Raw genomic sequence first — 16,578 nt, 5'->3', positions numbered from 1 at the left:
CCCTTCGCTTACTGCAGCGCGTTGTCGAGGCCGTTGAAGAAGTCATCCACCGCCTGGTCGAGCCCCAGGTCCGGCGCCGGCGCCGGCTGCTGCTGTTGCGGCGCGGGGGCGGGGGCGGCCGGCGCCGGCGCTTGCTGCTGCGGAGCCGGTGCGGCAGGTGCGGCCGGGTCCGGTGCGGGCGCCTGCTCGGGCTGCGACGGGGCAGCGGACTGCTGCTGCTCGGCCGGAGCCGCCGCGGCGCCGTTCCCGGACTGCGTCGTGCCCTGCTGCTGGTTGTAGTACGCCCAGGAGTTGCCGCCCAGGTTCGCGCCGCCGCCGTAGGGGTTCACACCCCAGTACACCGGCGATGCCTCGTGGAAGTTCTGGATCTCCTGCCCCTCCAGGGCCGTGTCCAGGACGTCCTTCCAAATCTTGGCCGGGGTCTGCGCGCCGTACATCAGGCCGCCGTACTCGTTGAAGATCGGCGAGGTGTTGTCGGCCGTGCCGACCCACACCGCGACAGACAGTTGCGGGGTGGAGCCGACCATCCAGGCATCCTTGTTCTGGCCGGTGTCGCCCATCTGGGCGGTACCCGTCTTACCCGCCGACGGACGCCCACCCGCCAGGTTGGCGTAGGAGTACGGGATTACGGTCTGCATCGCCTGGATCACGTTGTCCGCAACCTGGGCGGAAACGCGGCGCTCGGCGTACTTGTCATCGTTCTCGTAGAGCACCTCACCCTGCGCGTCGGTGACGCGCTGCACGAAGTGGGTCGGGTGGTACACGCCACGGTCCGTGAGCGTCGCCACGGCGGCGGCCATGTCAAGGACGCGCGACTGGTACTGGCCCAGCACGATACCCTCATAGGGCTGGCCGCCGTTCTCGCGCAGGGTCACCGGGATGCCCGGGATGGAGCGCGCGACGCCGAGGGCGTGCGCCATGTCCGCCGTGTCCTGCGTCGTGTTGTCCAGGTCGTCCTGGATGCGCATGAACGCCGTGTTGGAGGAGGTGCGGGTGGCCTCGGTCATGTTGATGATGCCGCCGCCACCGCCGTCGGAGTTGGTCACGAGGAATCCGCCCGGCAAGGTGACCGGGGAGGCGTCAAAGTTCGCGGTCAGCGGGATACCCTGCTGCAGGGCCGCCGCCAGCGCGAAGATCTTGAAGGTGGAGCCGGTCTGCAGGCCGGCGTTGGCATAGTCCCACCCGGAGGCCTCGTTGCCGCCGTAGTAGGCGCGCACGGCACCCGTGCCCGGCTCGACGGCGACCACGCCGGTGCGGGCGTCGTCCTGCAGGGCGGAAATGCGCTCCTCGGAGATGCGGACCGTGTCGTCCTGCGTCTTCTTATCAATCGTCGTGGTGATCTGCAGGCCGCGGTTGGTCAGGTCATCCTCCGTGATACCAATCGCGGCGAGCTCCGTCATCACCTGGTTCTTGATCAGGCCGTTCGGGCCCGTCGCCTCGGTGTAGGCGGAGTACGTCGCCGGGTCGCGCGTCTCGGGGAACTGCGCGCCCGCTCGCGTCGCCTGGTCGATCGCGCCCATCTCCACCAGGCCGTCCATGACGTAGTTCCAGCGGTCCTGGGCGCCGGCCTCGTTGTTCCACGGGTCAAGCTGGCTCGGGCGCTGAATCAGCGCGGCGAGCACCGCGCCCTCCTCCACGGTGAGTTCCGAGGCGGGCTTGGAGAAGTACGCGTGCGCCGCCGCCTCGATGCCGTAGGCGTTGCGGCCGAAGTACACGGTGTTGAGGTAGGCGTTGAGCACCTCCTCCTTGGACCAGGAGTTGGCCATCTTGATGGAGTAGACCAGCTCCTTCGCCTTGCGCTCGTAGGAGTGCTCGTTGCCCACGATCGAGTTCTTCACGTACTGCTGCGTAATCGTCGAGCCGCCGCCAGCGGAGGTATTGCCGGTCAGCTGACCCACCGCGGCGCGGCCGAAGCCGGTGAAGGAAAAGCCGGAGTTATCCCAGAAGTCGCGGTCCTCGGCGGCGAGCACCGCATTCTGCACCTCCTCGGGCACCGCATCGAGCGGGATCTGCTCGCGGTTGCCCTCCGGCGGCACGACGCGCGCCAGCTCAGTCTGGGCGTCGCTGAAGTAAATGTTGGAGATCTGCGCCGCCTCAATGTCATTGGGTTCCGGGATCTCCGCCTGCCTGTAGTTCCAGGCAAACCAGATCGCCGGGATCGCGGCGATCAGCACCAGCAGCAGAAGCAACGCCAGCAGCCACTGCCACCACCGCGAGCGCTTTGCGCCTTTCGACGCTCGCTTGCTTGACGACGCTACCGTGCTTCCACTTTCCGAGGCGTTCTCTTTGTTTGTCACTCGTTTTCCCTCAAGACGTGCGGACGTGCGGCAGGCCTCAGACCTCGAAGCCCACTGCGCATTATTAATAGGACACACTACCCGTCCGAGACGGGAACAGCGGTCACGGCCTTCCGTAGATGATTCCACTTGCACTCTAGGCAAACTTCGACGAAGTGCACGGTGATCGGCCCCACCTCCGCGACGAGCTGGTCAATCTCCTTCGCGCTGCGGGCAGTGTTGGCGCGGCGGCCCAGGTTCCCGCCGTACACCCACTTCACTTCGCGCAGCTCCGCGCCGCAGATCGGGCAGGGGCGGTCGGCCTTGGCGCCGTGGTACTGGCTGGCGGTGCGGAGGAGGAAATCGGCGTCGCAGACGTCGTCAAGCGTGATCTTGCCCTGGCGGAGGTCCCGCAGCGTGGTGCGGCGAGCCCACTCGTGTGACACCTCGTATCTGTACGCAAACACTCGCCCCATCATAGTCGTACGAAAGCTGGTACTATTTAGTCTTCGAAAAGCGTGGAGGAGATTTCTCATGAATGAAGCACCCGATCCGTACGAGATCGCGCGGAGCATTCGCCCCGCCATGACCTCGCTGTACGTCACCTACTTCCGCACGGCCGAGCACTCCGACCTGACGGGCCCGCAGCTGTCCATCCTGCGCCGGCTTGCGGACGTCGGCCCGTCCCGCATCAGCCACCTCGCAGAGGCGAAGGGCGTGCGCATGCCGACTGCCTCCAACACCGTCAACCAGCTGGAGAAGCGCGGGCTCGTGCAACGCATCCGCAGCGAGGACGACCGCCGCGGCGTGAGCGTGGAGACGACGCAACTGGGACTCGACGAACTCGAGCGCGTGGGCGACGAGCGCACGAAGTACCTCGGCGAGATGCTCGGCACGCTAGACGCCGACTCACTGCGCCGACTGGCCAGCGTCGCCGATACCATCAACCTTCTCGCCGATGCCTACGTGAATAAGGAACAGACCACAACGTAGACTGGGCGACGTGTCAGCACGTTCGTTCTCCACAGACCTCGCGCAGCTCCCCGAGACTCGGGAGGCGCTGCGCATCGTTGTTGGCTGGGACTCAAGCAACTCCAATAACACCGAGGCCATCGAGTTCGCGGCCTGGCTCGGCCGCTCCCTGCCCGTCAAGGTACAGGTCATGAGTGCGACCAAGAGCTCGTGGGCCAATTCCGTGTCTGAAAAGAAGCACAAGAAATGGCTCAAGCGGGCGCGCGAGGAATTCCGCGACCGCGTCGACGACGCCCTCGACGGCGTCGTCCCCCGCTCGCAGCGCGCCAAGCACGTCGCCCGGCTCATTGAGAAGACGAGCAGCACGGAGCCGCTCTACGACGCCGCGCAGGCCTTCAACGCCGACATGATCGTCATGGGCTCACGCGCCAAAACCTCCAAGAAGCGCTTCCGCCCCACCTCCGTGGCCGAGGAGCTCATGCACTCCTCCACCCTGCCGCTCGGGCTGGCGCCGAAGCACGTGAAGCTGTCCAAGAAGGGCATTACGCGCGTGACCTACGCGCTTATTGACTCCGACGAAATCTCCGGCACCGGCACCCGCGACCGCTTCCCCGGACTCGCCTACGCCGCCTCCCTTGCCTCCGTCATCGGCGTGCCGCTGCGCATTGTCGCGTTCTCCCCCGACGAGCGCAGCTCCGAGTTCTCCCACGAGCTGGCCGCCTGGAACGAGTCCACCCTGGGGCTGCTCGACCGCGTCCGCGACCAGGCCTTCGAGGTCTCCGACTCGCTGGACGTGCAGACGCTGCTCGCGTCCGGGCGGGGCTGGAAGCGCGCCGTGGACAGCGTGAAGTGGAAGAAGGGCGACATCATGTGCCTCGGCTCCCAGCCGTCGGGGCAGCTCAAGCGCGTGTTCGTGGGCACCCGCGAGGGCGAGTTCATCCGCTTCGCGCCGGTGCCCGTAGTCATCTACCCGCGCTCGGACGCGGAGGGCTAGCCCATGCAGGACCACCCAGAAAACGACCTGCACTCGGGGGCCGACCGGTTCAGCAGGACCCGGCCGGAGCCGCGGGACTTCGACGCGCTCGCGGACGAGCCGGACCCGGCCGAGGTGGCGGAGCGGAACCGGAAGTCGACGCGGCAGGCGCTGGGGTTCACGGTGGCGTCGATAAGCTTTTGCCTGCTCTTTGGCCTGGTGCTGTCGTGGATTCCGGGCGTGAGCGAGACCTGGTGGGCGGTACTCACGTCCATCCCGCCGGTGGCGGCGCTGCTCGCTTGCGCCGTGATCATGGTGCGCAAGCTGAACCGCTACGAGCGGTGGGTGCCGTGGATGGGCGTGTTCTGGCTGCCGCTCGTGCCGTTCACCATGGTGTGGCTGATCATCACGATTGGGAAGCTCGCCGTGTAGCGCACTCCGCGCAGTACGGGTTCTCCTCCCGGCACTCGGGGCAGCTCAAGTACTGGACGCGGCACTCCGGCTCGTTGGCGCAGTTGTAGAACTGGTTCGTGTCCGCACCGCAGTGCACGCAGTGGCCCAGCTGGACGTAGTTGGGGTCGTCGGCGCCGCCGCCGAACTCGGTGTGCATGCGCTTGTCAAAGACGTAGAGGGAGCCCTCCCACAGCCCGGAGTTGCCGTACTTCTCGCCGTAGCGGACGATGCCCCCGTCGAGCTGGTACACGTCCTCGAAGCCGCGGTTCTTCATCAGGCTAGACAGCACCTCGCAGCGGATGCCGCCGGTGCAGTAGGAGACGACGGGCTTGTCCTTCATCCAGTCGTACTTGCCGCTGTCCAGCTCTTTGATGAAGTCGTGGGTGGTCTCCACGTCCGGCACGACGGCGTCCTTGAACTTGCCAATCGCCGCCTCGCGGGCGTTGCGGCCGTCAAAGAAGACGACGTCAGGGTTGTTGGCAACCAGCTCGTTGACCTCCTCGGGCGTGAGGTGCGTGCCGCCGCCGACGACGCCGTGGCTGTCCACCTTGAGCTCGCCCGGCGCGCCGAAGGAGACGATCTCCTCGCGCGCCTTGACGGAGAGCTTGGGAAAGTCCTCCTTGCCGCCCTCGGACCACTTGAACTCGATGCCGCGAAAGTACTCGCGCGTCTTTTTCGCGTAGGTTTTGCACGCGTCGATCGGGCCGCCGACGGTTCCGTTGATCCCGTCCTTGGAAACGATGATTCTCCCGTACAGGCCCAGCCCCTCGCACAGGTCGCGCTGCCACAGGCGCACCGCGTCCGGGTCCGCGATGGGCTGAAACTTGTAGTACAGGAGGATCTTGCTAACGCTGGCCACGGTTACCGGCCATCAGATCTTTGTACGCCACGGCGTCGCGCGTGTAGACGCGGCGGTGGGTACCCACTTTGTGGCCGGCAAGGCGGCCATCGTCAATAAGCTTGACCACAAAGGGGCGGGAGACGCCGAGCAGGTTGGCCACCTGCTGCGTCGTCATCTCCTCCTCCGGGCCGGGGGCGGGGATGAGGCGCCCCTCCGCAATATCTTCAATAATGTCGCGCAGCCACACCGCGGTCTCCTTGGGCAGCGTGACGCTGTCCTCCGAGTGGGTGCGGGCGCGAGAGAGATTGCCGTTGAGGTCCGCCAGGGCCTGCTCCACCGGTGAGAGCTTCTCGTCTTGATCCATGCCAAACATCATACGAACAAGACGCAACGGGCGCAATACCCGAATTGCCCGAATTACCGCACCTAGCGCTTGTGGTACAGGCGCTTCTTCCAGTAGGTCGGCTCGGAGGTCACCAGAACGCCCAGGTTACGGAAGATTCCCTCGTCCACGGAGCCGAGGATGGTCGTCGTGTGGGCGTCGCAGCCGCGCAGATTCCGCAGCTGCTCAAGCGCTGCGGCGGCGTCCGCACTCGAAGCCGCCGATACGGACAGGGCGATGAGCACCTCGTCCGTGTGCAGGCGCGGGTTCACGGAGCCGAGGTGCTTCGTCTTCAGCGTCTGGATCGGCTCGATGGAGTCGGGCGAGAGGAGGTGCACGGAATCGTCGATACCCGCGAGCTCCTTCAGCGCGTTGAGCAGCACGGCGGCCGAGGGGCCGAGCAGGTCCGAGGTCTTGCCCGTGACGACGCTCCCGTTCGGCAGCTCCAGCGCGGCGCCCGGCTGGCCGGTCGCCTCCGCCACCGCGAGCGCCGGCGCGACCACCGGGCGGTCCGACGTAGTCACCTCCGCCTTGCGCATGACGTTGGAGATGCGGTCCGACTCGGTCGAATCGGCCTCGGTGCGGCGCTCCTCCACGAGGGTCTTGTAGTAGCGGCGGATGATCTCCTGCTCCGCGGCGTGGCGGCACGCGGTGTCGTCGGAGATGCAGTAGCCGGCCATGTTCACGCCCATGTCCGTGGGCGACTGGTACGGCGTCTCCCCCGTGACCTCGCGCAGCAGCGTCTTCAGCAGCGGGAAGACCTCGATGTCGCGGTTGTAGGAGGTGACCTTCTCCCCGTACGCCTCCAGGTGGTATTGGTCGATCACGTTGATGTCTTCCAGGTCCGCGGTGGCCGCCTCGTAGGCCAGGTTCACCGGGTGCGACAGCGGCAGGTTCCAGATGGGGAAGGTCTCAAACTTGGCGTAGCCAGCGGGGATGCCGCGCTTGTGCTCGTGGTACACCTGGCTCAGGCAGGTGGCCAGCTTGCCGGAGCCCGGCCCCGGCGCGGTCATCACGATGAGGTCGCGGGAAGTCTCCACGTAGTCGTTGCGGCCAAAGCCGTTGTCGGAAACCACCGTCGCCGTGTCGTTGGGGTAGCCCGGGATCATGTAGTGGCGCGACACCTTCAGGCCCAGGCGGCCGAGGCGCTCAAGGAAGGCTTCGACGTTCTCGTTGTGGCCCTCCAGCTGCGTGACCACCACGTTTTCCACGAGGAAGCCGCGGTCGCGGAATACGTCCACGAGGCGCAGCACGTCATCTTCGTAGGTGATGCCCAGGTCCGCGCGCACCTTCTGGCGCACGACGTCGCCGGCGTTGAAGCAGATGACAATCTCCACTTCGTCCTTGATCCGGTCCAGCATGGCGATCTTGTTGTCCGGGGTGAACCCGGGGAGGACGCGGGAGGCGTGGTGATCGTCGAAAAGCTTGCCCCCCATCTCCAGATAGAGTTTGCCGCCGATTTCCCGCCTGCGGGCGGTGATGTGCTCGGACTGCATCTGAATATATTTCTCTCGGTCAAACCCGATCTTGTACGGCATGGAAGCAATACTACAATCTGCGCCATGAATCTTGCGGAGTGGCACTTTGCCTGAAGGTCACGTCATCCACCGTCTGGCGGCGCGCTTCAACGAGGGGTTTCGGGGCGCACCCATCGCCGCCTCCTCGCCCCAGGGGCGCTTCGATGCATCGCTTATCGACGCCCACCCGCTCCTCGCCGCACGCGCCCACGGCAAGCACCTGTTTTTGGAGTTTGCGCCGGCGACCGTGCACATCCACCTGGGCCTCATCGGCTCGCTGCGCTTCGAGCCGGCCGAGGACGTGTGGGGCCAGATCCGACTGCGGCTCGTGCCGGATCGTGGGAGGGGCGCGGTGGCGGCCAACCTGCGCGGGCCGCAGACCTGCGCCTACCTCAACCCGGCGGAGGTTGCCGCCATCCTGGAGCGCACCGGAGAGGACCCGCTCGACGCGGGCGCGGACCCGGACGCACTGTGGGCGCGCGTGCACCGTTCGAAGCGCACGATCGGCTCGCTGATGATGGACCAGGCCTACTTTGCCGGGGTGGGCAACATCTACCGCGCAGAGCCGCTGTTCCGGCTCGGCCTCTCCCCGTTCACACCGGGGCGGGCGCTGGATCGCGCCGAGTTCGACGCGCTGTGGGCCGACCTGGTGCAGCTCATGCACTACGGGGTCGAGCACGGCCGCATCGACACGGTGCGCGACGAACACGCGCCGGAGGCGATGGGGCGCGAGCCTCGCAAGGACGACCACGGCGGCGAGGTCTACGTGTACCGCCGGGCCGGCCAGCCCTGTTACGTGTGCGGCGACGAGATCGCACTGCGCAAGGTGGAGGGGCGCAACCTGTTCTGGTGCCCCACCTGCCAGCGCGACTAGCCTGGCCGATATGTACGCCTGCACCTTTACTGTCGCCCAAGTCCGCGCCGCCGAGCAGCCATTATTGGACGCGCAAACCTCGCCGGACGAGCTCATGCAACAGGCCGCGCACGCCGTGGCCCAGGTCGCCCGCGCGATGGTGGAGCCCGGTAGCCGGGTGCTCGCGGTGGCGGGGCCGGGCGGCAACGGCGGCGACGCGCTCTACGCGGCCGCGGAGCTGGCCATGTCCGGCTACCGGGTGGACGCGCTGCTGGTGGCGGGCCGCGCGCAGGAGCGGGCGCTGGCGGCGCTGCGCAACGCGGGCGGTGCTGTCGTGGACGATGTCGACGGGTCCTACGATCTCGCCATCGACGGCATGACCGGCATTGGCGGCACTGCCGGGCTGCGCGAGGAATACGCGGACGTGGTTGCGGCGCTCAGGCCGCTGCGCGTGCTCGCGGTCGACGTGCCCTCCGGTATCAACGCCGACACGGGCGAGAGCGGCGAGCTCCACGTCACCGCGGATGCGACCGTCACCTTCGGCGGGTTCCGCCGCGCCCACGTCCTCTCCGCCGCGTGCGGGGTGCAGCTGATTGCGGACATCGGGATCGGCGGCCGCCACCTCTACGAAACGCTCTCCGACACTCTGCCCGAGTGGTCCGCCGACGGCCCGCCGCTGCTCACCGCAAACCGCGCCGTCGCCCCGGGCTTCCCCGTCCCCGAGGGCATGCGCACGCTCGCCCCCGCGCCCGTGCCCTCGGTGGAGCCCGGCGCGGCCGACGACAAATACTCCGGCGGCGTGGTGGGCATCCGCGCAGGTAGCGACACGTACCCGGGCGCGGCGCTGCTGTGCACGGCGGGCGCGGTCAACGCCACCCCGGCGATGGTGCGCTACGCGGGCCCGCAGGCCGCCGAGGTCGTACGCGCACACCCCGAGGTCGTCGTCGCGGATTCCGTGGATGCGTCCGGCCGAGTCCAGGCCTGGGTATTCGGCCCCGGCGCGGGCACCGGCGAGGGGGAGGCCGCAGAGCTGCGCGCCCTGCTCAGCGCCCCCGAACCGCTGCTTCTCGACGCCGACGCGCTCACCCTCCTTGCCACCCACCCCGACCTCCTGTCCGCCCTGCGCGAGCGCGACGCCTACACGGCGCTCACCCCGCACGACGGCGAATTCGCCCGGCTGCGCGATGCTGCGGGCATTTCGGAAGATACGCGGATGGAGGAGACGCTCGCGCTCGCGGCGGAGCTTGGCTGCGACGTCCTGCGCAAGGGTCGAGCCACCCTGATTTCCGACGGCCACCTCGTCTACGGCCTCGACGCCGGGCACTCCTGGGCCGCCACCCCGGGTTCCGGCGACGTGCTCGCCGGCATTGCGGGCGCACATCTGGCCCGGCGCGCGGAGACCTCCTCGCTCATCGCCGCGGCGACCGTGCACGCCGTGGCCGCGAAGCTGGCCGCCGCCACCGAATACGGCGACGCCACCGCGCCCGCGAGCCGCATCGCCGCGTTTGTGCGCGAGGCTACCGCGCTACTGACAACAACGACTCTGGAGGCGAACAATGCTTGATGCCGCGATCATCGGCGGTGGGCAGTCCGCACTCGCCACCGCCTATTACCTGCGCAAGTACAAGGTGGATTTCACCATCTTCGGCGACCGTGCTGCCGGCGCTTGGCCGACGTACTGGGATAACCTCACGTTGTTTTCCCGCGCCGAGTTCTCCAACTTGCCCGGCTGGCCCATGCCCGCCTTCGACGGCTATCCGCCGCGCGACCACGTCGTGGACTACCTCACGCGCTACGAGCAGCGCTACTGCTTCCCCGTCGTTCGTGAGCGCGTGGAGTGCGTCACGCTTGCCGACGCCACCTTCACCCTCCGCCCCCAACGCGTCACCGCCCACAACGTGATCATGGCCACCGGTAACGTCCCGTTCGTGCCCCACTACCCTGGTCGCTTCGACGGCGAGCAGCTGCACGCCTCCGAATACCGCAACCCGCAGCAGTTGGCGGGCAAACGCGTCGCCGTGGTGGGATCCGGCGATTCCGGTGCGCAGATCACCGCTGACCTGGCGCTGGGCGGGGTTGATGTGGTGTGGCTGACCCGCCACGCGCCGCGCTTCATGCCGGATGACGTGGATGGTTCGGACTTGTTCCGCCGCAACCGTGAACGTTTCGTCGCTATCTCACAGGGCAAGCCGGACCCGGGCGGGGCCGACTTCGGCGGCGACATCGTCGTGGTGCCCGAGGTACGCCGCGCCCGCGACGCCGGGCTGATGCACACGGAGACGATGCCGGACACGCTTGATGAGGTTTCGGCGCTTGGGGTCGAGGCGATCGTGTGGGCCACGGGGTTCCGCCCGGCGCTCGGGCCGGTGCGAGGCCTGGACCGCAACACCCCGGGGCTGTGGTTTGTGGGCTACAACCGCATCAACGGGCCGGGCGCGGCCACGCTGGGTGGCGTGAGTCCTTTTGCCAGGGACGTGGCTCAGGCGGTGGCGGGGCGTCGATAAGCACTCGCCCAAGTCATCGCGGCCCAGACCGCTGGGACGCCGGGGACGACGATGAGGAGGTAGTAGGGCCACTTGCCAAAGAGCTCGAGGATGGACCAGCCGCGCGGGTAGCCGGCGAGGAAGCCGTAATTGCCACCGGTGATGCGGTTGGCGGTGGCCGCGAAACCGGCCCAAGCGACGGTGATGGCGGTGGTGATGCGCCAGTCGCGCCACGTGGGGCGGTAGCCAAGGCCGAAGGTGAGCACGGTCGGGACGACGAGGGCGGCGCTGTGGAAGAACCAGTACGCGAATTCCTGCAGGCCCGGGAAATCCTGGACGTACGCCATGTCGGGGAAGAGCAGTGCCATGGGGTTCAGGAGGAAACCCCAGTAGAAGGACAGGGCGGCTGCGGTGGGATTGTCGGTGAGCAGCGCCGTCGGGGTGATAACGCGGAGGAAGTCCGTGATGTGGAAGGGGGCGGTTTCGTCCCACACGATGTTGCTCGGCGCGAGGACCCAGCAGTAGTAGGCGAACACAAGGATGCCCAGGACGGCGCCGGCGACCTTGCGCGCCGCTTTCACCACGTTGCGGGGCAGGTTGCGGGCCGCGACGACGAGGATGCCGCAGCAGAGGATAAGGACAACCAGTACTGAGAGGTGCCGCGAGTCGTACTGCGTCATCGTCCGGTAGGTGTTCCCGTTGCGCGACGTCCAGTCGGGCGGTTGGAGCGGCTGTAGCTGCATGCGGGTAAGGATACCGCTATTGGGGTGTCTAAGAATTACAATGGTGTAACTTCTCAGGTTCAGCCCGGCTACCTGAAGCTATACCATTCAGGATCCACCCCCATATTGGGGCGGTTTTCAAGCTATTGGCAGGCGACATTTAATAATACTTTATCTATCCGCCGCCACTACCTGGAATAACAGCAATATACACGGTTATTATCGTTTTTATAAAGCGAACGCAGCCCGTCACAATGCTTCCATTTATGAATTCCTCAGGTAACATAAACAGCGTGTTCAACAATCAGAGATTCGCAGCAGCAGCCACCGCCGTCGCCCTGGGCGCGTGCGCTGTCATTGCGCCGCAAGCGCAGGGCGCAACTGTTGGTACCAACGACTCTGGTTCGTGCCACATCCAGCTGAACGACCAAGAGCAGCAGGAATACGAGCGCGTCGCGTTCGCTTCCACCAAGTTCAACCAGGATGACAACTGGCGCCAAGCCTTCGAGGTTGCCTTCCCGGCCGCCGGCGACATCGCCGCCGAGTTCCAGGACGCCTACGAGAACGGCGGGCGCGAGTCCTTCAACAACAACCTGATGGACAACCTGAACGCGTGGACCGACCGGATTTCCGCAGAAACCGGCGTCTCGCACGACGCGTCCTTCTGGTACTTCTCCCACCTGTGGAACAGCCTCGCAGTCTCCACCGAGCCGGACATCGCGCTGGTCAAGTTCTGGGACGACGTGCACGACTCCCTCGACGCGGGCACCATCACTGCTTCGGAACGCGGTGCCGCGTCTGAATCCGCCTTCCGCCCAGTCGCCCCGCTGGCCGTCCTGGAGCAGGAACGCAAGGCCCAGTTCCCGGAGCTGAGCCCGGAGCACGCGGCCGCGTGGACCGACGCCTTCGTGGAGTCGGAGGCCCTGACCGAATACCGCAAGGGTGCCGCATTCGAGTCCGTCTTCGAGCAGGCCCGCCAGGAATGCGCAGAGGGCGGCGACGCCATCGTCCTCTTCCCCACCGACGGTCCAAACCCCGACGAGCATCGCGCGGCAGAGAAGACCGACCAGGGCGCGGACGTGCTTCCCTCGGCGGAGCAGAACCCGCTGACCACTGAGCAGGTTGAACAGACTGACCAGCCTGAGCACGAGAACGGCACGACGACCACCGTCGTGCGGGAGAACGGCAAGACGACCGTCAACGTCTCCGTCACCTCGCACACCAAGTCGCGCAGCGCATCGGCCCCGGCCGACGCGCAGAACAAGAAGGATGACGAGCCCAAGGTGGACAAGGCCGCCGCAGCCGGCAAGCGCATCTCCATCGACTCCGGCATCATCGCCGCTATCGTGCTCGCCCTGCTGGCAGCCATCGGCGGCGCAGCCTTCTCCTTCCTTGGCTAGACCCCGAGCAGGGCACCGATGAGAACGCTCGCCGCACTCGCCACCGCGACCGCACTGGTCTGCGGTGGCGTTGCCGTTGCGCCCATTCCCGCCGCGAGCGCGGCCACCTGCACGCTCACCATGGAGCCGGAGGCCTTCGGTGCGGCCAGCGACGCCGCGCACCTCTACCTCGAGCGCGAGGCAAACCTCATCTACGCCCGCTACGGATCCTTCGTCGAGGCATTCCCCGAGGTGCGCAGCGTCGAGTCCGGCGTGCGCCGCCGCATCCTCGAGGAAGCGCTAGGCATCTACATCGATGACGCCCACTTCGCCGACCCCACCACCACCGAGCACGCGTACGCTCTCGAGGCGTTCGTCGACCTCGGCCTGCCCGAGTCCGTGGCCAACTGGTACCTGCAGCGCCACTCGCCCACGCAGACCACCCACAACCCGCAAATCACCGAGGTCGAGCACTACAAGGACTTCGTCGCCACCGACGGCCAAGTGCCCGTGGGCAAGGACGCCCCGGACTGGTTCGCCCCCACCGGCGTGGCCACCGACCCGGAGGCGGTCGCCGAGCAGCTCACCCAAGAGTTCCCGGGCCTGATGCTTGCCGACGCCACGCGCTGGGCCGACACACTCACCTCCACCGCGACGTACGAGAACCTGCGCGCCGTCGACCGCTACGCCAATTACTTTGACCAGCAGGACGCGCAGTGTGAGGCGGACCACGCGGAACCGACCGAAACGCCGACCGAAACGCCGCAGCCGGAAACAGACATCATCCCCATCATCGCCGGGGTCCTCATGCTGCTGGGCATCTTCGGCTACGGGGCGTTCGCGTACACGCATTTCTACGCCTAGATTGTTCGTGTGACCAATCTGCAGACATCCCAATCCCAGAAATTCCCTGTGGTCCCCCTCGCGGCGATGAGCTTCGCGGCGTTCGTCTACGTCACATTTGAGATGTTCGCCGTCGGCCTCATCTCTCCGATGGCCTCGGATCTCAACGTCTCCGAGGGCCAGATCGGCCTCCTGATGAGTGTGTACGCCGGCCTCGTCGCCATCGTGACCATCCCGCTCATGGCCGCGACCCGCAAGGTGAACCGACGCCCCCTCTTCATGGCCACACTCGGCTTCCTGCTCGCGGGCATCATCTTGCAGGCAATCGCGCACACCTACTGGGTCCTCGTGGTGGGCCGAGTGTGCGCGGCGCTCACGCACGGCCTGTTCTGGTCGCTGGTCAACCCCATGGCGTCGAGACTCGCCCCGCAGGGCATGACCGGCAAGGCGGTCGCGGCGGTCTCGCTCGGCTCCACGCTCTCGCTGGTGGTCGGCTCCCCGCTCACCACCTCGCTCGGCGGGCTCATCGGGTGGCGCGGCTCCACCTGGGTCCTCGGCGTCGCGGTCCTCTTCGCGTTCCTGCTGCTGCTCAAGACGCTGCCCAGCATGCCGGCCATCCCGCCGACGCCGGCGGAGACCGCGCAGCAGCAGCGCTCCGCCATCCCCTCGCTCGTTTTCTACCTGGCGTTCTCCGTCACCGCGGTCTTCGCCACCTTCACCTACCTGGCGCTGCTCGTGGAAAACACGGCGGGGCACGCGTTCGTCCCCATCGGGCTCGGCGCGTACGGCGCGTTCGGCCTCGTCGGCGTCGTGCTCGCGGGCAATCGTGTCGACGTCCGCATGATCCGCCTCAACGGCTTCGCTGGGATCCTGCTCATTGTCGCCGCGCTCGTCGGGCTCATCGGCCTGCACACCGGCTCGGGCGTGATCATGTTCATCATGATCGCCATCTTCGGTACCGCGGCGGGCGCGCTGCCCACCGTCGCCACCACCATCTTCCTGTTCGCCGGCAAGCGCAACCAGGACCTGGCCAGCTCCATCTACGTGGTGACGTTCCAGGTCGGCATCGCCTCCGGCTCCGCGCTCGGCGCGGCGGCAGTGGACGCGGGCTACCTCTCCGGCACCCTCCTCATCACGCTGCTGCTCGCCGCGTGCGGGTTCGGCGTGCTTACGCTGCTCTCGCGACCGAAGCTGCGGTAACCTGCCCGTCCGCCACGCGGACGACCTCGTCGGACGAGGAGATGAGCTCCGTGTCGTGGGTGACAAAGCCGCAGGCGATGTTGCGGTCCTGCACCAGGTTGCGCAGCAGGGCGACGATCTCGTGCGAGCGCTCCGAGTCCAGCGCCGCGGTCGGCTCGTCGGCCAGGATCAGCGACGGCTCGCCCATGAGCGCGCGGGCGATGCCGACGCGCTGGCGCTGACCGCCGGACAGCTGCTGCATCTTGCGGTCGCCCAGGCCCTCCAGGCCCACGGTGGCGAGCAGCTCGTCGGCGCGCTCCTTGCGCGGCTTGACGCCGCGGATGTGGTCGGTGACCAAGAGCTGGTCGCGGACGTTGAGGGCGCCGATCAGGTTGGCCTGCTGGAAAATCATGCCGATTTTTTCCAGGCGGACGCGGGTGGAGACCGGGGTATCGTCGACAAGCACTGTGCCCGAGTCGGGCGTGAGCAGGCCCGCGGCCGCGGAGAGCAGGGTGGACTTGCCCGAGCCGGACTCGCCGACGATGAAGGTGAGGTGGCCCGGGGTGGCGCTGAAGGAGATGTTGTCCAGGGCGGTAAGGCGCTCCTGGCCGTCCTGGAAGGTGACGGTGACGTTGTCCATGGTGAGCATTTAGGCGATACCTCCGAGTGCGAGTTGTGGTTCGACGTTGGTGATGGAGCGGGTGGCAAACAGGGCGCCGGCGAGGCCGAGGACCCAGATGAGCAGCGGCGGGCCGACCGTGGACAGCGCGGAGAGCGTGAACGGGACCGTGCCGCCGACGAGCGCGCCGAAGCCGGTGGCGATGGCGGCGCCGAGGATGACGCCGACCGCCAGGATGATGGCGGACTGGCCGAGCGCGTCCTTGCGCAGGTAGCCGTTCGACGCGCCGATCGCCTTGAGGATGGCCAGGTCGCGGGTGCGCTGCATCGTCCACACGGTGAGGAAGGCAACGATGACCAGCGCCGCGATGGCGTACAGGAAGCCCTGGATCATGAGCAGGGAGCCACGCTCGGAGCCGTAGGCCGGCAGGGCGTTGAAGGAGTCTGACAGCTTCATGCCGCGGTCGTCGCTGGCAAGGAGGACCGTTCCCTCGGCGTCGGTGTGCATGGCGGCCTGCCAATCCCTGGTGGGCACCCACAGGACCGGCGAGTGCGAGTACTCCAAGTCGTCGGCGGTGCTGCCCACGGTCACGGGCGCGCCGCCCACGGTGAGCTCCTCGCCCGGGGTCAGGCCCAGGGACTCGGAGGCAACGGCGTCGGTGCCCAGCACCTCGCCGTTGGGCAGCCGCGTGCCCTCCGGCAGGCCCAGGATGGCCACGGACTCCTCGGTGCCGTCCGCGCGGGTCAGCAGGGTCTGGCCGGTGCCCAGCGGGACATCGTCGGCCTGCGCGTCCTCCGGGCCGACGCGGGACGTGGTGTAGGAGGGCTCCTCCATATCCTTGAACACGACCGAGTGCGGGTTGAGCGCCTCAAGCGCCGACGTATTCTGCTTGCCAAGGCCAGCCGTCAGACCGGTGAGCATGACGACGAGGAGAGTGATCAGCCCCACGACGCCAATGATGAGGCCGAAGCGGCCCTTGGCGTTTCCAATTTCTCTCAATCCAACGAACATGCCCCAATTATCTGCCTGACCTGCACCGTTCCACATCGGACGAGCGGTGGAACCTTGAGTCAACCGATCGGTTGA

17 protein-coding genes are annotated in these 16,578 nt (G+C 67.2%); 9 read left to right on the top strand and 8 right to left on the bottom strand.

The window, feature by feature from the left end:
• Window positions 1–8: 8 nt before the first annotated feature.
• A complete protein-coding gene (locus tag FPH17_RS09465) occupies window positions 9–2,297 on the bottom strand; it encodes a transglycosylase domain-containing protein (RefSeq protein ID WP_154880175.1) in 2,289 nt (762 codons plus the stop codon).
• Window positions 2,298–2,374: 77 nt separating this feature from the next.
• Window positions 2,375–2,752, bottom strand: a complete 378-nt coding sequence (locus tag FPH17_RS09460; RefSeq protein ID WP_154880208.1) for a DUF5318 family protein — start codon at window positions 2,750–2,752, stop codon at window positions 2,375–2,377.
• Window positions 2,753–2,810: 58 nt separating this feature from the next.
• Here FPH17_RS09460 and FPH17_RS09455 point away from each other — a divergent pair, with 58 nt between their 5' ends.
• From FPH17_RS09455 to FPH17_RS09445, 3 genes are read left to right on the top strand one after another with little or no spacing between them, the layout of a single operon-like run.
• On the top strand, window positions 2,811–3,269 hold the full coding sequence (locus FPH17_RS09455) for a MarR family winged helix-turn-helix transcriptional regulator (protein WP_154880173.1): 459 nt from the start codon (window positions 2,811–2,813) through the stop codon (window positions 3,267–3,269).
• A gap of 10 nt (window positions 3,270–3,279) precedes the next feature.
• Window positions 3,280–4,242, top strand: a complete 963-nt coding sequence (locus FPH17_RS09450) for a universal stress protein (RefSeq protein WP_154880171.1) — start codon at window positions 3,280–3,282, stop codon at window positions 4,240–4,242.
• A gap of 3 nt (window positions 4,243–4,245) precedes the next feature.
• Window positions 4,246–4,653 carry a hypothetical protein gene (locus tag FPH17_RS09445; RefSeq protein ID WP_095555635.1) on the top strand — a complete coding sequence of 136 codons (408 nt, stop codon included), beginning with the start codon at window positions 4,246–4,248 and terminating at the stop codon, window positions 4,651–4,653.
• On the opposite strand, the gene trhO is transcribed toward FPH17_RS09445, so the two are convergent.
• The 3 genes from trhO to FPH17_RS09430 form a co-directional block, all read right to left on the bottom strand.
• Window positions 4,628–5,533, bottom strand: coding sequence for an oxygen-dependent tRNA uridine(34) hydroxylase TrhO (gene trhO / locus FPH17_RS09440; protein WP_154880170.1), 906 nt, complete (start codon window positions 5,531–5,533; stop codon window positions 4,628–4,630). The genes FPH17_RS09445 and trhO overlap by 26 nt on opposite strands.
• The gene (locus tag FPH17_RS09435; protein ID WP_233125432.1) at window positions 5,520–5,879 is read right to left on the bottom strand and encodes an excisionase family DNA-binding protein; all 360 of its coding nucleotides are present in this window, start codon (window positions 5,877–5,879) and stop codon (window positions 5,520–5,522) included. The genes trhO and FPH17_RS09435 overlap by 14 nt, the downstream gene beginning before the upstream one ends.
• Window positions 5,880–5,941: 62 nt before the next feature.
• Window positions 5,942–7,435: a DUF1846 domain-containing protein gene (locus tag FPH17_RS09430; protein WP_144718030.1), complete on the bottom strand. Its 1,494-nt coding sequence runs from the start codon at window positions 7,433–7,435 to the stop codon at window positions 5,942–5,944.
• Between the two features lie 46 nt (window positions 7,436–7,481).
• Between FPH17_RS09430 and FPH17_RS09425 the strand changes: the two genes are divergently transcribed.
• From FPH17_RS09425 to FPH17_RS09415, 3 genes are read left to right on the top strand one after another with little or no spacing between them, the layout of a single operon-like run.
• A complete protein-coding gene (locus FPH17_RS09425; protein WP_154880168.1) occupies window positions 7,482–8,288 on the top strand; it encodes an Fpg/Nei family DNA glycosylase in 807 nt (268 codons plus the stop codon).
• 10 nt (window positions 8,289–8,298) lie between these two features.
• Window positions 8,299–9,831: a bifunctional ADP-dependent NAD(P)H-hydrate dehydratase/NAD(P)H-hydrate epimerase gene (locus FPH17_RS09420; RefSeq protein ID WP_154880166.1), complete on the top strand. Its 1,533-nt coding sequence runs from the start codon at window positions 8,299–8,301 to the stop codon at window positions 9,829–9,831.
• On the top strand, window positions 9,824–10,771 hold the full coding sequence (locus tag FPH17_RS09415; protein ID WP_154880164.1) for an NAD(P)-binding domain-containing protein: 948 nt from the start codon (window positions 9,824–9,826) through the stop codon (window positions 10,769–10,771). The genes FPH17_RS09420 and FPH17_RS09415 overlap by 8 nt, the downstream gene beginning before the upstream one ends.
• Here the strand turns inward: FPH17_RS09415 and FPH17_RS09410 are convergent.
• Window positions 10,747–11,493, bottom strand: coding sequence for a YwaF family protein (locus FPH17_RS09410; protein WP_154880162.1), 747 nt, complete (start codon window positions 11,491–11,493; stop codon window positions 10,747–10,749). The two genes, FPH17_RS09415 and FPH17_RS09410, sit on opposite strands and share 25 nt — an antisense overlap.
• 272 nt (window positions 11,494–11,765) lie before the next feature.
• On the opposite strand from FPH17_RS09410, the gene FPH17_RS09405 reads away from it, so the two are divergent.
• The 3 genes from FPH17_RS09405 to FPH17_RS09395 all read left to right on the top strand — a co-directional run bounded on the left by FPH17_RS09405 (window position 11,766) and on the right by FPH17_RS09395 (window position 14,894).
• Window positions 11,766–12,872: a hypothetical protein gene (locus FPH17_RS09405; RefSeq protein WP_154880160.1), complete on the top strand. Its 1,107-nt coding sequence runs from the start codon at window positions 11,766–11,768 to the stop codon at window positions 12,870–12,872.
• An 18-nt stretch (window positions 12,873–12,890) separates the two neighbouring features.
• Window positions 12,891–13,715, top strand: coding sequence for a hypothetical protein (locus FPH17_RS09400; RefSeq protein ID WP_154880158.1), 825 nt, complete (start codon window positions 12,891–12,893; stop codon window positions 13,713–13,715).
• A gap of 66 nt (window positions 13,716–13,781) precedes the next feature.
• Window positions 13,782–14,894, top strand: a complete 1,113-nt coding sequence (locus FPH17_RS09395; RefSeq protein ID WP_095553877.1) for an MFS transporter — start codon at window positions 13,782–13,784, stop codon at window positions 14,892–14,894.
• Here FPH17_RS09395 and FPH17_RS09390 read toward each other — a convergent pair.
• Together FPH17_RS09390 and FPH17_RS09385 are read right to left on the bottom strand one after the other, a co-directional pair.
• A complete protein-coding gene (locus FPH17_RS09390; protein WP_095545655.1) occupies window positions 14,863–15,522 on the bottom strand; it encodes an ABC transporter ATP-binding protein in 660 nt (219 codons plus the stop codon). The two genes, FPH17_RS09395 and FPH17_RS09390, sit on opposite strands and share 32 nt — an antisense overlap.
• Window positions 15,523–16,503: an ABC transporter permease gene (locus FPH17_RS09385; protein WP_154880155.1), complete on the bottom strand. Its 981-nt coding sequence runs from the start codon at window positions 16,501–16,503 to the stop codon at window positions 15,523–15,525.
• Window positions 16,504–16,578: the final 75 nt, after the last annotated feature.

It is taken from the genome of Corynebacterium gottingense (genome assembly GCF_007559235.1).
GTDB lineage: Bacteria > Actinomycetota > Actinomycetes > Mycobacteriales > Mycobacteriaceae > Corynebacterium > Corynebacterium gottingense.
Note: the sequence above shows the minus strand (reverse complement) of the source record. Positions and strands in the feature narration are given on the sequence as shown.

Bases quoted from the DNA above. Each gene is read 5' to 3' on its own strand.
- FPH17_RS09460 (WP_154880208.1), bottom strand. From the start codon at position 2,752: ATGGGGCGAGTGTTTGCGTACAGATACGAGGTGTCACACGAGTGGGCT.
- FPH17_RS09455 (WP_154880173.1), top strand. From the start codon at position 2,811: ATGAATGAAGCACCCGATCCGTACGAGATCGCGCGGAGCATTCGCCCC.
- FPH17_RS09445 (WP_095555635.1), top strand. From the start codon at position 4,246: ATGCAGGACCACCCAGAAAACGACCTGCACTCGGGGGCCGACCGGTTC.
- FPH17_RS09435 (WP_233125432.1), bottom strand. From the start codon at position 5,879: ATGGATCAAGACGAGAAGCTCTCACCGGTGGAGCAGGCCCTGGCGGAC.
- FPH17_RS09430 (WP_144718030.1), bottom strand. From the start codon at position 7,435: ATGCCGTACAAGATCGGGTTTGACCGAGAGAAATATATTCAGATGCAG.
- FPH17_RS09420 (WP_154880166.1), top strand. From the start codon at position 8,299: ATGTACGCCTGCACCTTTACTGTCGCCCAAGTCCGCGCCGCCGAGCAG.
- FPH17_RS09415 (WP_154880164.1), top strand. From the start codon at position 9,824: ATGCTTGATGCCGCGATCATCGGCGGTGGGCAGTCCGCACTCGCCACC.
- FPH17_RS09410 (WP_154880162.1), bottom strand. From the start codon at position 11,493: ATGCAGCTACAGCCGCTCCAACCGCCCGACTGGACGTCGCGCAACGGG.
- FPH17_RS09400 (WP_154880158.1), top strand. From the start codon at position 12,891: ATGAGAACGCTCGCCGCACTCGCCACCGCGACCGCACTGGTCTGCGGT.
- FPH17_RS09395 (WP_095553877.1), top strand. From the start codon at position 13,782: ATGAGCTTCGCGGCGTTCGTCTACGTCACATTTGAGATGTTCGCCGTC.
- FPH17_RS09390 (WP_095545655.1), bottom strand. From the start codon at position 15,522: ATGCTCACCATGGACAACGTCACCGTCACCTTCCAGGACGGCCAGGAG.
- FPH17_RS09385 (WP_154880155.1), bottom strand. From the start codon at position 16,503: ATGTTCGTTGGATTGAGAGAAATTGGAAACGCCAAGGGCCGCTTCGGC.